The sequence below is a fragment of the Streptomyces alboflavus genome, assembly GCF_000716675.1.
Classification (GTDB): Bacteria; Actinomycetota; Actinomycetes; order Streptomycetales; family Streptomycetaceae; genus Streptomyces; species Streptomyces alboflavus.
This window is the reverse complement of the sequence record NZ_JNXT01000004.1, coordinates 27,883-43,165: the sequence shown is the minus strand read 5'-3', so window position 1 is coordinate 43,165 and position 15,283 is coordinate 27,883. Positions and strand designations below refer to the sequence as shown.

The window sequence follows — 15,283 nt, the reverse complement described above, 5'->3', positions numbered from 1 at the left end:
ATCAAGGGGCGGGGTGGAACTCCCCGCCCCCGCCCCACCTTCCGCCCTTCCCTCCTCACACCTTCCGGTACTCGTAGGCCTCCCGCGCCGCCGCCTCCACCGCCGCGATGTCCGCGCCCGCCGACGCCGTCACGACCGCCGCCACCGCGCCCTCCACGAACGGCGCGTCGACGAGGCGGGCGCCGTCCGGGAGTTCGTCGCCCTCGGCGATGAGTGCCTTGACGGTGAGGACGGCGCTGCCGAGGTCGACGAGGATCGCGACCCCGGCGCCCCGGTCGACCCGGTGCGCCGCGGCGGCGATCAGCTCGGAGCTGGTGCCGAGGCCGCCGCCCTCCGTGCCGCCCGCGGCGGCCACCGGCGCGGTGCCGCCCCCGGCGAGACCCGTCGCGAGCGTGGCCACGGACTCGGCGACGGGCCCGCTGTGGGAGACGAGCACGATGCCCACCAGCTTGCCGTTGTCACTCATGCCCCGCCCCCTCCGCGGTCTCGGCCAGCGCCTCGAACAGCAGGGCCGACGAAGTGGCCCCCGGGTCCTGGTGGCCGATGCTGCGCTCGCCGAGGTAGCTCGCCCTGCCCTTGCGGGCCTGGAGCGGCGTGGTCGCGAGGGCGCCCTCGTGGGCGGCGGCGCGGGCCGCGGCGAAGGAGGTGGGGAGCGCGTCGACCGCGGGGACCAGGGCGTCCAGCATCGTCTTGTCGCCGGGTGCCGCCCCGCCGAGCGCGGCCACCGCGTCGACGCCGGTGCGCAGGGCGTCCGCGAACTCGGCCGCGCCGACCTCGGCCGCGTCGCCGAGTGCCTTGCCCGTGCGGCGCAGCAGCGTGCCGTACAGCGGTCCCGACGCGCCGCCCACGGTGGAGATCAACTGCCGTCCCGCCAGCGTCAGGACGGCGCCGGGGGTGTCCGGGGCCTCCTTCTCCAGGGTGGCGGCGACGGCGGTGAAGCCGCGCTGGAGGTTGCTGCCGTGGTCGGCGTCGCCGATGGGCGAGTCCAACTCGGTGAGCCGCTCCGCCTCACGGTCGACAGCCGCGGCGGCGGTGGTCAGCCAGCGGCGGAAGAAATCGGCGTCGAGCACGGGTACTCCTTGCGTTGTCGGGGCGCCGGGGCGGGGACCCGGAGCGGTGGCAGGGCGATCGGGTGCGGAGCCGGACCCGCGGTCACATGCCCCAGCGCAGCCCCGCGGTGCGCACGGGCGCGTCCCAGAGGCGCAGCAGTTCCTCGTCGGCCCGGCAGAGCGTCACGGACGCGCCGGCCATGTCGAGGGAGGTGACGTAGTTGCCGACGAGGGTGCGGGCGACGGGGACCCCGCGCTCGCCGAGCACGCGCTGGACCTCCGCGTTGAATCCGTACAGCTCCAGGAGCGGGGTGGCGCCCATGCCGTTGACGAGGACGAGGACCGGGTCGTGCGAGGCGAGGTCGTCCAGGACGGCGTCGACGGCGAAGTCGGCGATCTCCCGGGACGTCATCATGGCGCGCCGCTCACGGCCCGGCTCGCCGTGGATGCCGACGCCGAGCTCCAGCTCACCGGCGGGCAGGTCGAAGGTGGGGGAGCCCTTCGCGGGGGTGGAGCAGGCGCTGAGGGCGACGCCGAAGCTGCGGGAGTTCTCGTTGACGCGGCGGGCGATGGCCTCGACGCGCTCCAGGGGCCTGCCCTCCTCGGCGGCCGCGCCCGCCATCTTCTCCACGAACAGGGTCGCGCCGGTGCCGCGCCGCCCCGCCGTGTACAGGCTGTCGGTCACCGCCACGTCGTCGTTGACGAGGACCTTGGCGACCTGGATGCCCTCGTCCTCGGCCAACTCGGCGGCCATGTCGAAGTTCAGCACGTCACCGGTGTAGTTCTTCACGACGAACAGCACGCCCGCTCCGCTGTCCACGGCCGCCGCGGCCCGCACCATCTGGTCGGGCACGGGCGAGGTGAACACCTCACCGGGACACGCGGCCGACAGCATCCCCGGCCCCACGAACCCCCCGTGCAGCGGCTCGTGCCCCGACCCGCCCCCCGACACCAGCGCGACCTTCCCGGCGACGGGTGCGTCCGCGCGCGTGATCACCCGGTTCTCCACGTCGACGGTCAGCTCCGGATGCGCCGCCGCCATCCCCCTGAGCGCGTCGGCGACCACGGTCTCCGCCACGTTGATGAGCATCTTCACGGGTACCTCCTGGAGAGATCGGCAGGCGTGCCTTTGGCTTGCCGTTGACGAGGCCAGAGCGCGTACGGCGAGAGGCGACCGCACCTCCTGTTGACGGCAGTATCGGTCTTGCGGCAGCGAAGGTCACGCATAGGTCAGCGGTTCGCGCCCCTGCCGACCGCTCCTTCACGGTCCGCGTCTCGCTGCGACACGGCCCCAAGGGCGACTGAACCGCTCCTCTGGTATGTGGGTCTCGATGTCAAGCCGCCGACCACACTGAGGGAGCGGCTCATGAGAACAAATGGTGTGGAGGAGTCCGGCTGGGCCGACCTAGGGTCGACGGCATGGTCTCCATGAAGCTCTTCGACTCCGAGCGCCGCGTCATCGAGGCTGCGGAACGGCTCGCTGCCTCCCTCGGGAGCGATCCGAACCACACCGTGGCCGCAGCGGCGATGGACACGGCCGGCAGGATCCACGAGGCGGTCAACGTCTACCACTTCACCGGCGGACCGTGCGCCGAGCTCGTCGTACTCGGTGCTGCCGCAGCCACAGGGGCCGGCCCGCTCGTCACCATCGCCGCCGCGGGAGATCGGGGCCGCGGCCTGATCCCGCCGTGCGGCCGCTGCCGCCAAGCGCTTCTCGACCTCCATCCCGACATCTTCGTCGCCGTACCGACCGACGACGGGCCGACCCTGCGCCCGATTCGAGAGCTTCTGCCGGACGCCTACTTCTTCCCCGGTACGGATGCGCGTCGAATTGTTCGGTTCAACAAGCGCTACTACGAGGACATCGCCACCGGGCGGAAGACCTCCACCGTCCGCCATGAAGATCCGATCGCTCCGGGGCCCGCAATCTTCCTCTTCGAGGACGACGAAGCCCACCGCACGTTGAACGGCACCGTCACCGGCGTCGAACGCCACCGGCTCGATCGCCTCACTGCCGACCAGGCTCGGCGCGATGGCTTCACGAGCATCGACCAGCTCAAGAAGGCCCTCCAGGGCCACTATCCCGGCCTGCCCTCCGATGCCGAGGTCGAATGTGTGACGTTCACGGTCGAAGCGCCTGACGCCGAGGAGTGATGCGGCGTCCCCGACGGACCGCCCGCCGTGCTCCCGCATCGGGGTGACTTCCAGGGCCCCGCCACCGACCTTCGACGACTTCTCGCCGTCATCGAACGCCAGGCCGGTCTGTCCGCCCGTGCGCGGGGCCCGGCGGCATTCGGGCCGTACGGGGCTGTCGGCGCACGTCGGTTGAGGAGGGTCTCGCCGTTGCGGTTGTTGCGGTCATCAACCGTTCGGGGCAGGGGGCGCGTACGCGGCGTAGTGCTCCGTGTAGTTGACGCCGTCATGCGTTCTAAAAGGCGTGGCCAGAGGGTTCGTTGCCGTGGCGGAGGGGCTTCAACTCGTTGTCCGGCGCCATGTGGCTTGTGATGTTGTTCCTTAGTCGACTTACGCGAGAGTAGGTCCGTGAGTCGATGGCCTGCATTTGCCAATAAGGACTGCCCGGGTGGCGGCATAAGCCCTTCAAGAATGGTTTCTCTATTTATTCGACCCTCGCTTTGGCCGAGCAGTCAGCTTTACGGCCGTGGAACATCTGAGCTATCGGGTCGGCAGGTAAGGCTGCCCTAATGTCGGCGACTCTCCCTGACCTGCGGGTGATCAATATTCGATATTGTTGATCGATGTGGAGGTGCTGCGAAGTTGAGTGCGCAGTGAAGTGTGGCAAATCGGATGGAAGCCGCATAGCGGGTTCGAGACGGCTCGTCTCGCCTCGGGTTCGAGGGGGCGGCCCCGGAGGCCGGTAAACCCCTCTCGCGAGGGGTGCCGCAGGCCTTGTTTCCCCTGCGGTGTGACCTTTTTGGACCTCATGGTGTTTACTGGATGTCGGTCTGAGCCTTGGCGGGTCCAGACCCTTTCCGGAGGCCCCGGGGGTGGTTCCCCGGGGCCTCTGTATTTTTCGGAATGTTTACATCCGCGCCTTCTGGTGTCCCCCGGGCAAAAATTCCGTACCTTTCCTGCGTAAAGACTTTGAAATGTTGCGGCACCTCGATTTGCAGGGCCGGATCACCTGGAAGGCTATGTGATCTGCATCACAGTCGACCCTGGTGGTGATGTAACAAAACCCTCCTGGGAGGGGCTTCGATTTCTCTCCAGATCAGGGAACATCGCAGGTGGCGGCGTGGCTGGCATTTCCCGCGCGCATAGGCGTAGCCTTCTGTGAGTCTTCGCCTCGCTACCGGCCCTACCACCCGGTATCACGCGATGGAGAGGGCGCTGGACCCGCCAACCGGGGTGCGTCCGCTGCGGCGGACGCACCCAGCCCAACAGCTCTGAGCTGGAAGGACCTCAGACCGATGAAGACCGCCACCACCGATGGCGTCGCCGTACGACAGCCCTTCCCTCCGGAGGGGGCCGGGAGTCCCCGGCTGATGCGGCGTCACCGGCCCGGACGGCTCCGCCTTCCGCGCCGGGCGACCGCGAACGGGAAACCCGGAACCGGGGAGGGATGATGCCTCCCAAGGTCGACGCGTTCCGCACCACCGATGTCCTCAAGGGCCAGCAGGCCATGCCCCAGGGCAGCTTCCTCCAGCACCTGCCGGTCGCCTCCTGGCCGCTGCTGGTCTCCGCATGGGGCTCGGACGCCCGCGTGTACGAGCGGGACGAGGAACTGCCCCTCGGGCCGGACGGCCAGCACGTGTACATAGTGCTCGGCGGGTGCGTCCGTCAGGAACGCTTCCCCTGTGGCACGCACAAGGACGCCCCGAAGATCACGCGGTTCCGCGGGGTCGGCCAGATGCTGGGGGAGGCCAAGCTCATCACCCCCCGAGAGTCCGTCAGGACCTTCTGCCTGACCACGACTTGGGTCATGCCGTGCCCGGTGGGCCGCTTGAACCTTCTCCTCACCCAGCACCCGGAGATCCAGCTGTCGCTGCTGCGGAGCCTGGAGGACCGCATCCGCGGCGACGAACTGATCTACAGCACCGCCACGCGCACACCCCTGCAGCGGGTCGGCGGGCTGCTGCTCCACCTCGCCGACACCGCCGGCACGCCCACCCCTGCCACGCCCGGCCACACCACCATCCTGGGGCCGAGCCAGAGGGACCTGGCGGACGCCCTCATGATGGGCGTCTCCACCGTGGAGAACGCCATCGGCCGCCTGCGCCGCACCCATGGCGTGATCACCAGCAAGTACCGGCAGTTCGTGGTGACGGACCGTTTCGGCCTCCGCGACATCGCGATGTCGGCGTAGTCCCCTGCGCCACAAGCATGGACCCACCGACCGTCCCCAGCGCCCCGGGCCCCGCGGGTTCCGTACGCGCTTCCCGAACGGATTCCCTTCACGATGCCCCTCACCGAAGTCACCGTGGCGCTCGGGACAAGCGCCGGCTCCATGTTGACGGCCGCCTTGGTCGGCGTGGTCATGGCGATCATCACCAGCTACGGCATCCGCCATCACCAGGCGGTCTTCGCCTGGATGAAGATCACGCGAGCCAAGGACGACGAAGCCAGAGACCTTGAGGAAGTCTGCCAGTACCTCAGGGACCTCTCCGCCGAGCTGTGCGGCCTCGCCCAGAAGCCGTGCCGAGCGGCCGACGCCGACAGGCTGCTCCGGCTGAGCAACATGATCAAAGGGTCGATCGGACAGACGGAAGCGATCTCCACGGAGCTGCGCACCGTCGTCGAGCGCATCGAGGTCTACCTCAACACCTTGATCCAGGAGCAGAGCTCGCGGCCGACGCTCGCGGAGCACGATGCCCTGATGAGGCGCGCCATGAAGCAGGAGTACGCCCGCATCGAACTGGAGCATGCCATCGGCGCCGCACAGCAGAAGATCCGGTGCCTGCGCAGGACCTGATCACCGGCGAAGGCCGGGCCGACAGCTAGGAGCGGACGCTGCCCGGCAGGTCCGCCGTGCCGATCGTCGGTGCGACGAAGGCGCACGCCCAGCTCCGTTGTATACCCCCCAGGGGTATGTTAGATTCCCGCTCGGAGATGCCCCGGAGGGGTATCCGAGAGAGGGGATGGGATCATGTCGACAAGCAATCCGAAACGATGGTGGGCGCTGCTCGTGCTCGCCACCGCCCAGTTCATGGTGATCATGGACACCAGCATCATCGGAGTGGCACTTCCCGAGATGCAGCGTGAACTCGGCTTCTCACAGGGCGAGTTGCAGTGGGTCTTCAACGCCTACGTCATCGCCTTCGGCGGTCTCCTGCTGCTGGGCGGTCGGCTGTCCGACCTCTTGGGGGCGCGCAAGGTCTTCAATGCGGGCTGGGTCGTCCTGATCGTGGGCTCCGTCGTCGCCGCGGCCGCGCAGACCGCCTGGGTCGAGGTCGTGGGCCGTGCCGTACAAGGCGTCGGTGGGGCGCTCATCGCGCCTGCCGCCATGACGCTGCTGATGATCCTCTTCGCCCATGACCCGAAGGAGCTGGGCAAGGCGATGGCGCTCTACGGCGCCGCGGCCCCCGCCGGCGGCACGGCGGGTGTGTTCCTGGGCGGTGTGTTCACCGAGTGGCTCAGCTGGCCCTGGATCTTCATCATCTACGTCCCGATCGGCGTCGCCACCCTCGCGGCCACCAAGCTGCTGCCCGCCGTCGAGCCCCGCCGCGGCCGAGTGGACGTACTCGGTGCCGCATCCGTGACCGCGGGTCTGGCCCTCGCCGTGTTCGCCATCGTCCGCGCGGAGCACGTCGGTTGGGGATCCAGCGCCACCGTTCTGCAGCTTGTGGGCGCCGCCGCCCTGCTGGTCCTGTTCTTCGCGATCCAGAAATCGACGGGGCAGCCGCTGATGCCGCTCGGTATCTGGCGGGTGCCGCGCCTGGGGTCCGCCAACCTGGCGATGGCGTTGCTCGGCGCCGCGTGGATACCGATGTGGTACTTCCTCAACCTGTACCTGCAACAGGTGCTCGGCTACGGGGCGTTCGCCTCCGGCGCCGCGTTGCTGCCGATGACCGTGCTCCTGATGATCTTCATGACGGCGATCACCGCGAAGCTGCTCGCCAGGTTCGGCGCCAAGCCGCTCATCGGCGGCGGCCTGCTCGTTCTCGCGGCGGGACTGCTGTGGCTGTCGGCCGTCGAGCCGACCGGCTCGTTCGCGGTCGATGTCCTGCCTGCCTCGCTGGTCGCGGCCCTTGGCATGTCGCTCGCGTACATCCCGGCGATGATGGCTGCCATGTCCGGCGCCCCGCAGGAGCAGGCGGGCCTGGCCTCCGGGATCGTCAACACCACCTATCAGGTCGGTTCGGCCCTCGGCTTGGCCGCCCTGACCGCCCTTGCCGCCTCGCGGGGCGCGGGACAGCTGGGCGATCTGCCGGCACTCACCGACGGCTTCAGTGCCGCGTTCCTGGGCGCCGCCGCGATCGCTGCGGCAGGCGGCCTCATCACCCTCCTCGTGATGCGTGGCGACAAGGCCGCAGACACCGCGCGGCGGGCCGACGCTCCGCAGTCCACGGGCGAGCAGATCGGCGTGTAGCCGGTGGGTGGCTCCATCCGCCGGTTCCACCTACTGGATCTACCTGCTGGATCCACTTCGGTAAGCCCTCTCGCGAGATTTCCAGCATCGAGGCTGGTCGAGATACCCCCTGGGGGTATAGAGTTCTGATCAACGGCCTGAACGGACGACACCGGAAGGCCCATCGCACCTTTGGAGATGTCATGAGGAACCACGCCGCACACGACCAGGCCGACCACGGTGCCCACGGCGCGCACAGCGGTCATGGCGGTCACAACGGGGCCCAGCCCGGCGGCCTTTCGGTCTCGGTGGACGGTTACACCCTCGATCTCGACTCGACGATCCGCACCGCCGGCGTCCAGCCGGTCAGCTTCAGGGTGATCGGCCCCGACGGGCGGGCGGTGACCGAGTTCGTGCCCGAGCACGAGAAGGAGCTGCACTTCATCGCCGTACGGCGCGACACGGCCGGGTTCCAGCACGTGCACCCGGTGCGGGACGAGAAGGGCACCTGGAGCACCGAACTGGCCCTGGAGCCGGGGGACTGGAGGCTTTTCGCCGACATCCACCCGGCCGGGCACGACGGGACCATGACGCTGGGGATCGACGTCGCGGTCGCCGGGGCGTACGAGCCGCGGCCGCTTCCGGAGGCCACCGGCACCGCCCGGATCGGCGAGTACACCGTCGCGCTCGACGGCGAACTCCTGCCCGGCGAGGCGAGCGAGCTGGTCCTGACCGTCAGCCGGGACGGCCGCCCCGTCACCGACCTGCAGCCCTACCTGGCCGCGTACGGGCACCTGGTGGCCCTGCGGGTCGGTGACCTGGGCTACCTCCACGTCCACCCGGAGGGCGAACCCGGTGACGGCACCACCGCGCCGGGACCCGAGATCGCCTTCATGGCGGTCGCGCCCACGGCCGGCACCTACCGGCTGTTCCTGGACTTCCAGCACGACGGCGTCGTCCGGACGGCCGAGTTCACGGTGCGGACCGCCGCGGCCACCCCGCACGCGGACGCCGCACCCGAGCACGGGAGCCACCACCACGGCCCCCACGCACACCACGCCCACCACTGACCGGCCGCACCGGAAGGAGCGTCATGCCCCGCCTGACCCCCCTCACCCCCGACACGGCGGTCGGCGCCTCACGCGACCTCCTCGCCGACCTGGTCTCCCGCCATGGCCAGATCGGTGACATGGTCTCCACGATGGCGCACTCCCCGGCCGTACTCGGCGGATACCTCCAGCTCAGCCGGGCCATGGGACGAGCCAAACTCGACCGCCGGATCAGCGAACGGATCTCGATCGCCGTCCAGGCCGTGCAGGGATGCGGGCTCTGCCTCGACTCGCACGTGAGTGCCGCCCGCGCCCTGGGAGTCGACGAGGAAGAGATCGGGCGGGCCCAGGCGGGCACGTCGGCCGATCCCGCGATCGCGGCGATCATCACCCTCGCCCTCCAGATCCATCGCGAGCCGACGTCGATCACCGACGCACAGGTCATCGCGCTGCGGGCGCACGGCTACAGCGACCGCGCCATAGCCGATGTCGTCGGCGTCGTCGCGCTCAACATCCTCACCGGCGCCTTCAACCTCCTCGCCGGCCTCACACCGGGGGCCGGCCTCACCGCGGGGAGCGACACCGGTGCGTAGAGAAGACACCCCCGCCTGTACGCGCGGGGCACGGCCCTCACCCCGGGGCCGTGCCCCGCCGCATGAACACGGAAGGAACCCGTCATGCGGCTCTTCGCCGTCCGCGACTACCGCCACCTGTTCGGCGCCCAGGTCATCGCCCTGTTCGGCACCGGACTGACCACCGTGGCCCTCGGACTGCTCGCCTACGACCTCGCAGGACCGCGCGCCGGGATGGTCCTCGGCACCGCCCTGACGATCAAGATGGTCATGTACGTGGTCATCGCCCCGCTGGCCGCCGCGTACGTCGACCGGCTCCCCAGAAGAACTCTCCTGGTCCTCCTCGACGTGGTCCGCGGCGCGGTGGTCCTGGCGCTGCCGCTGGTCACCGAGGTCTGGCACATCTACGTCCTGATCGGCCTGCTCCAGGCGGGCTCCGCGGCGTTCACCCCGACGTTCCAGGCCGTCATCCCCGACATCGTCACCGACGAGTCCGACTACACACGTGCCCTGTCCGCCTCCCAGGTCGCCTCCACCATGGAGAGCCTGCTCAGCCCCGTCCTCGCGGCCGTCGCCCTCACCTTCATGAGCTTCGACCTGCTGTTCCTCGGCACCTCAGCCGGATTCCTCGTCTCCGCCCTGCTCGTCCTGTCCACGCGCATCCCCGACGCCCGCCCCAGCACCCACACCAAGGCGTGGGACAAGGCGGCATCGGGGATCAGGACCTTCCTCAGGACGCCGCGACTGCGCGGTGTCATGGCGCTCAACCTGGTGGTCGCGGCGGCGGGTTCGATCGTCGTCGTCAACACCGTCAACCACGTCCGTGACGGACTCGGCGGCTCGCAGCCGGACGTCGCCTGGATGCTCGCCGCCTCCGGCACCGGAACCCTCGTGGCCGCCCTCGCACTGCCCCGCGTTCTCGACCGGATCGCCGCCCGCACCGTCATGATGACCGGCGCCGGAGTCCTCGTCGGCGGCACGACCGCCGCGGTCACGCTCATCGCCACCGGCCTGGCCACCTGGACCGGAACGGCGGTCGTCTGGACCGTGATCGGCATCGGCATGGCACTGATCATCACGCCGACCGGCAAGGTCCTGCGCGCCTCCGTCGGCCGGAACGCGATCCCCGAGGCGTTCGCGGCCCAGTTCTCCCTCTCCCACCTGGCCTGGCTGATCACCTACCCCGTCGCGGGCTGGCTCGGCACGAACACCGGCCTCGCCGCCGCCTGGTCCGTCCTCGCGGTCCTCGCCGGAGGGGGAGCGGTCGGCGCCCTCCTGCTGTGGCCGCGCCACGACGGACGAGGAACCACGACCAGCCCCGTGACACCCGCCCGGCACGCACCCAGCGAGGACCGGTCCACGCTGACCAAGGCCGCGTGAAGCGCTTCGACGGTTCGAGGGGCCCCAGGGCGAACGCCTGCGCCCACCCGCGCTCAGCCAGGAGCGGTGTCGCCCGGAGGCTCTGCTCCCAGGAGGGCGAGCAGCCCGGGGAATCTCTTCTCGATGTCCGCGCGTCGCAGCCGGACGCCCTTGCGGTTGCCGTAGTCGATCTCGTCGATGAGACCCGCTTCGCGCAGGACGCGGAAGTGGTGGGTCTGGGTCTGCTTCGAGATCGGAAGGTCGAACGAGTTGCAGCCCCGCTCGTTGTCGTCGCGGTCGGTGGCCAACTGCGTCAGCACCGAACGACGGTGCTCGTCGGCGAGGGCGCGAAACACGGCACCCAGATCGAGCGCATCGGCCTCCGGGCCGACCAGGTTCTTCCCGGCCACGCGACACCCCTTTCAGGTACGACTTGAATCGTACCTGAAGAGTGTGCTCCACTCAGGTACGAAATCTTTCGTACCTGATTCCGGGTTGCGCCGCCCTTTGCCGCCGCGCCCTGAGGCCAGGCCCCCGGCAGTCGCCCGGGGCCTGGTCGTCGACACTCCGAGAGGTCATCGTCATGAAGAAGCCCGAGGTGCTGATAGTCGGTGCCGGAATCGCAGGGCCCGCACTCGCGCACTGGCTCTCCCGGAACGGCTACCGGCCGACGGTCGTCGAACACGCCCGGCAGCTGCGCTCCGGTGGCAGCGCGATCGTCGTGAAGGGACCCGCGATCCCGGTCGCCGACCGCATGGGCATCCTCCCGGAGCTCCGCGGGCTCGCCACCCGCAATCGGTCACTGACCCTGCTCGACCCGGGCGGCAGGCGAATCCTGCGCCTCCCGCTCGCCTCGGACGGGGCGCCGACGGTCGAGGTGACCCGCGCCGACCTGTCCGAGGTGCTCCACCGGGCGGCGCAGACCGAGGCCGATTTCCTGTTCGACGACACGGTCACCGCTCTCGACCAGCACGGAGGCGGGGTCGACGTCACCTTCCGGCGGTCCGCGTCACGACGCTTCGACCTGGTGGTCGGTGCCGACGGGATGCACTCCACCGTACGGCGCCTGGTGTTCGGACCCGAGCGGCAGGTCGCGGGCGACCTGGGCCTGTACGGCGCGACCGTGCCACTGGAACCCGACGCCGTCGAGGACCCGAGCGAGATGACGATGCTGACCGTGCCGAACCGGATGCTGGTCCTCCATCCCTCGCGGACCACTCCGCTCGCGATCTTCACCTTCCGGGCCGCGCAACCGGCCCCCCACGACCGCAAGAACATCGCCCTTCACAAGCAGACCGTGGCCGAGGCCTACGCCGACGTGCGGTGGCGGGCGCCGGAACTCGTGGCGGCGTTCCTCGACCACCCGGCTCCGTACTTCGACCCCCTGACCACCGTCCGGGTGCCGTCGTGGTCCCGCGGGCGGGTCGTGCTGCTCGGGGACGCGGCGGCGGCCACCGCCCTGCTGGGTGACGGGTCCAGCATGGCGATGACGGGCGCGTACGCCCTCGCGGAAGAGCTCGCCGCCCATCCCGGTGAGCACGCCCGTGCCTTCGCCGCCTACGAGTCGCGGCTGCGTCGTGAGGTGGGCCCGCGGCAGCGACGCGTCGGCCTGCTCTCCAGGCTCATGGTGCCCCGCACCCGGCCGGGCCTCGCGGTGCGCAACGCGGTGGGCCGCGCGGTCGGCCTCACCCACCGTTCCCGGAGCTCGGCACGACAGGGTGCTGCCGGTGACCACACCCCGGGGACGCGGAGGTGAAGTACCGGGCGTGCAGGGCGTGTCAAGGCGTCGCGGCGGCATCCGGGTGGCGGCCCGTCGCACTGCCGAGTATGCGGACGAGTCTCACCTCGACCGCGCACGTCCCGCCGAGGCGCAGCCGGCCCTGAGACAGTGCCGCGAGGTCGCCGAGGATGTCTGAGGGAACCGGTTCGGCGCGATGGGCGAAGGACAGGTGAAAGCCCAAGTATTCGAGCATCGTCCCTTGGACGAGAGGAGCCCCGATGACCGTCGAACCAGGCGTCGGCATCGGCACCGCGCGTGCCGATGCCGAGAGCGACGCCTCAGTGATCGCGCGGTCCCGGGATGAGCCCGAGGCGTTCGCCGCGCTCTTCGACCGGCACGCCGACGCCGTGCACCGCTATGCGGCCCGTCGCCTCGGCGGCGAGGTCGCCGATGACCTCGTCGCGGAGACCTTCACCACCGCGTTCCAGCAGCGGCATCGCTATGACCCGGCCCGCGGCGCGGGCGCCGACGCCCGGCCCTGGCTGTTCGGCATAGCGACCAACCTGGTCGGCCGCCATCGGCGGGCCGAGGCCCGCCGGTTCAAGGCCATGGCCCGGGTCCCGGCCCCCGCCGACCACGACGAGCCGCTGGCCGACCGGGCCGCGGACCGGGTGGTGGCGCGGGCCGCGGGCCGCGACCTTGCGGCGGCCCTTGCCGCGCTGCCCGCTCGGCACCGGGACGTGCTGCTGCTGGTGGCCTGGGGGGATCTCAGCTACGGGGAGGCGGCCCAGGCCCTCGGCATCCCCGTGGGCACGGTCAGATCACGGATGCACCGGGCTCGCAGCAAGCTGCGCGAAGCGTTGGGCGGATCCAATCCGACGGCACTGCGAGAGGTATCCGACCATGCATGACGAACTCGAACTCTTGAGGGAGTGGGACGCGGACGCGGCCCCGCTCACCGGACCGGCCCGGGACCGGGCCCGGCACCGGCTGCTGAACGCGATGGCGCACGCGGACCGGCCCACCGGCACCGGTCCGGGTCGCCGCCGTGCACTGCGCCTCGCGGCGGCCGCGGTGGTCGCCACGGCGGTCACGGGGACGGCGGTGCTGATCGGTACGGACGGCTCCGGTGAGGACGGCGCACCGGGCACGAGCACCCCGCGGATGGAGAACGCCGCCGCGGTGTTGAACGGGGCGGCGGCGTGGGAGCGCAAGCGCGAGAAGGAGCCGGTGGCGCCGCGCGACGACCAGTTCATCTACTCGAAGCGGATCATCAAGGAGACGGAGCAGAAGACCGGCGAGGTCAAGACCTACACCGACGAGATGTGGGACTCGGTGGACGTCTCCAAGCCCTCTTTGTCCATGGAACTGGGCCGCGAGATGTGGGAGGAGCCCGCGGGGAAGGGCGGCGGGGTGTGGCCACCCCGGAAGTGGAGCGAGCTGAAGAAGCTGCCCCAGGACCCCAAGAAGCTCATCTGGGCCATCGTCTCCCTCGACCTCCGCGGCGCGTCCGACGACCGGCCGGTCAGCGACCTCGACAAGCCGAATCGGTACGAGGCCTACTGGCTGCTCGGTGAGCTCCTGAAGAACCCGGTGCTGCCCCAGGGACTGCGCCCCGCGGCGTACGAGGCGCTGGCGCTCGTGCCCGGCGTCAAGACGATCCCGGGAGTGAAGGACTCCGCCGGGCGGACCGGGGTGGGGATCGCCCACACCGGGCGCGAGCCCTACGACGGCAAGTACCTGATCTTCGACCCGGCATCGCATGAGTTCCTGGGCTTCCGCGACGAGCGGACCTCGGCTTCCGGGAAGAAGAAGTACGTCCAGCTGTCGCACGTGGTGGACTGGGGGATCGTCGACCGGGTGAGGCAGCGCCCGTAGGCCGCTGCCCCGCGGCCGGGCCCCGGATCAGCCGCGCTGGACCGGCGGAGCCGGGGCCTCGGGGTTCTCCGTGTGGTGGCAGGCCACCTGTCGGCCGGCCCGCACCTCCGACAGCGGCGGTTCGGTCGTCCCGCAGATCTCCGTGGCCTTCCAGCACCGGGTGTGGAAGCGGCAGCCGCTCGGCGGGGAGATCGGTGAGGGCACGTCGCCGTTGAGGAGGACGCGGCCGCCCCTGGCGTTCTTGCGCCGGGGGTCCGGGATCGGGACGGCCGACATCAGGGCCTTGGTGTACGGGTGCAGTGGCGCCCTGTAGAGCGAGTCGCGGTCGGCCAGTTCGACGATCTTGCCGAGGTACATCACCGCGATCCGGTCCGAGACGTGCCGGACGACCGAGAGGTCGTGCGCGATGATCACGTAGGTCAGGCCGAGATCCTGCTGGAGGTCGTCCAGGAGGTTGACGACCTGCGCCTGGATCGACACGTCGAGGGCGGAGACCGGCTCGTCGGCGACCACGAGCTTCGGTCGGAGGGCGAGCGCGCGGGCGATGCCGACACGCTGGCGCTGACCGCCGGAGAACTCGTGCGGGTAGCGGTTGTAGTGCTCGGGGTTGAGACCCACGACCGAGAGGAGCCGCTGCACCTCCTTCTTGACGCCGCCGGGGGGCGAGACGCGCTGGAGTCCGAAGGGGGCGCCGACGATGGTGCCGATGGTGTGGCGCGGGTTCAGCGAGGAGTAGGGGTCCTGGAAGATCATCTGGATGTCGCGGCGCAGCGGCCGCATGGCGCCGACGCCGAGGTGCGTGATGTCCCTGCCCTCGAACTCGACCGTCCCGGCGGTCGGTTCGAGCAGCCGTGTGATCAGCCTGCCCATCGTCGACTTGCCGCACCCGGACTCGCCGACGACGCCCAGCGTCTCGCCCGGCCGGACCTCGAAGTCCAGCTCGTCGACCGCGCGGACGGCGCCGGCCTGCCGCTGGAAGAGGCCCTTCTTGATCGGGAAGTGCTTCCGCAGACCCGTCACCTTCAGCAGGGCTTCGCTGTCGTGCTTCTCGGCGGGGACGGTCGCGGGGACCGGGGCGGGGGCGGCGCTGTCGCTCCGCTCGGGAATCGTCATGGCTGCGTCCTCGGTTT

Annotated in this window: 14 protein-coding genes and 1 pseudogene; 10 read left to right on the top strand and 5 right to left on the bottom strand. The window is 70.4% G+C overall.

Annotation, left to right across the window (positions count from 1 at the left end; all coding sequences use genetic code 11):
• Positions 1–55: 55 nt before the first annotated feature.
• From OO63_RS04865 to dhaK, 3 genes are all read right to left on the bottom strand, one after another.
• Positions 56–466, bottom strand: coding sequence for a PTS sugar transporter subunit IIA domain-containing protein (locus OO63_RS04865; protein ID WP_030357516.1), 411 nt, complete (start codon positions 464–466; stop codon positions 56–58).
• A complete protein-coding gene (gene dhaL, locus OO63_RS04860; RefSeq protein ID WP_030357515.1) occupies positions 459–1,070 on the bottom strand; it encodes a dihydroxyacetone kinase subunit DhaL in 612 nt (203 codons plus the stop codon). Before dhaL ends, OO63_RS04865 begins: the two co-directional genes overlap by 8 nt.
• Positions 1,071–1,152: 82 nt before the next feature.
• Positions 1,153–2,145: a dihydroxyacetone kinase subunit DhaK gene (gene dhaK / locus OO63_RS04855; protein WP_030357514.1), complete on the bottom strand. Its 993-nt coding sequence runs from the start codon at positions 2,143–2,145 to the stop codon at positions 1,153–1,155.
• Between the two features lie 323 nt (positions 2,146–2,468).
• On the opposite strand from dhaK, the gene OO63_RS47705 reads away from it, so the two are divergent.
• The 7 genes from OO63_RS47705 (at position 2,469) to OO63_RS04820 (ending at position 10,576) form a co-directional block, all read left to right on the top strand.
• Entirely contained in the window at positions 2,469–3,203 is a 735-nt protein-coding gene (locus OO63_RS47705; protein WP_063750366.1) for an ASCH domain-containing protein, read from the top strand.
• A gap of 1,426 nt (positions 3,204–4,629) precedes the next feature.
• On the top strand, positions 4,630–5,373 hold the full coding sequence (locus tag OO63_RS04845) for a Crp/Fnr family transcriptional regulator (protein ID WP_234311093.1): 744 nt from the start codon (positions 4,630–4,632) through the stop codon (positions 5,371–5,373).
• Positions 5,374–5,466: 93 nt separating this feature from the next.
• Positions 5,467–5,979, top strand: coding sequence for a hypothetical protein (locus OO63_RS04840; RefSeq protein WP_051810562.1), 513 nt, complete (start codon positions 5,467–5,469; stop codon positions 5,977–5,979).
• A gap of 174 nt (positions 5,980–6,153) precedes the next feature.
• Positions 6,154–7,596 carry an MFS transporter gene (locus OO63_RS04835; RefSeq protein ID WP_030357510.1) on the top strand — a complete coding sequence of 481 codons (1,443 nt, stop codon included), beginning with the start codon at positions 6,154–6,156 and terminating at the stop codon, positions 7,594–7,596.
• A 182-nt stretch (positions 7,597–7,778) separates the two neighbouring features.
• The gene (locus tag OO63_RS04830) at positions 7,779–8,645 is read left to right on the top strand and encodes a hypothetical protein (RefSeq protein ID WP_033263821.1); all 867 of its coding nucleotides are present in this window, start codon (positions 7,779–7,781) and stop codon (positions 8,643–8,645) included.
• Between the two features lie 23 nt (positions 8,646–8,668).
• On the top strand, positions 8,669–9,217 hold the full coding sequence (locus tag OO63_RS04825) for a carboxymuconolactone decarboxylase family protein (RefSeq protein WP_030357508.1): 549 nt from the start codon (positions 8,669–8,671) through the stop codon (positions 9,215–9,217).
• 84 nt (positions 9,218–9,301) lie between these two features.
• On the top strand, positions 9,302–10,576 hold the full coding sequence (locus OO63_RS04820) for an MFS transporter (protein WP_030357507.1): 1,275 nt from the start codon (positions 9,302–9,304) through the stop codon (positions 10,574–10,576).
• Between the two features lie 53 nt (positions 10,577–10,629).
• Here the strand turns inward: OO63_RS04820 and OO63_RS04815 are convergent, their stop codons facing one another.
• The gene (locus OO63_RS04815) at positions 10,630–10,965 is read right to left on the bottom strand and encodes an ArsR/SmtB family transcription factor (protein ID WP_030357506.1); all 336 of its coding nucleotides are present in this window, start codon (positions 10,963–10,965) and stop codon (positions 10,630–10,632) included.
• A 173-nt stretch (positions 10,966–11,138) separates the two neighbouring features.
• Between OO63_RS04815 and OO63_RS04810 the strand changes: the two genes are divergently transcribed.
• The 3 genes from OO63_RS04810 to OO63_RS04795 all read left to right on the top strand — a co-directional run bounded on the left by OO63_RS04810 (position 11,139) and on the right by OO63_RS04795 (position 14,153).
• A complete protein-coding gene (locus OO63_RS04810; protein ID WP_030357505.1) occupies positions 11,139–12,311 on the top strand; it encodes an FAD-dependent monooxygenase in 1,173 nt (390 codons plus the stop codon).
• A 242-nt stretch (positions 12,312–12,553) separates the two neighbouring features.
• Positions 12,554–13,186 carry an RNA polymerase sigma factor gene (locus tag OO63_RS04800; protein WP_030357503.1) on the top strand — a complete coding sequence of 211 codons (633 nt, stop codon included), beginning with the start codon at positions 12,554–12,556 and terminating at the stop codon, positions 13,184–13,186.
• Positions 13,179–14,153 (top strand): CU044_5270 family protein, encoded by a 975-nt coding sequence (locus OO63_RS04795; protein ID WP_030357502.1) that lies wholly within the window; start codon positions 13,179–13,181, stop codon positions 14,151–14,153. Before OO63_RS04800 ends, OO63_RS04795 begins: the two co-directional genes overlap by 8 nt.
• Before the next feature lie 45 nt (positions 14,154–14,198).
• Here the strand turns inward: OO63_RS04795 and OO63_RS04790 are convergent.
• Positions 14,199–15,266, bottom strand: a pseudogene (locus OO63_RS04790) (ABC transporter ATP-binding protein); the annotation flags it as partial.
• Positions 15,267–15,283 lie beyond the last annotated feature (17 nt).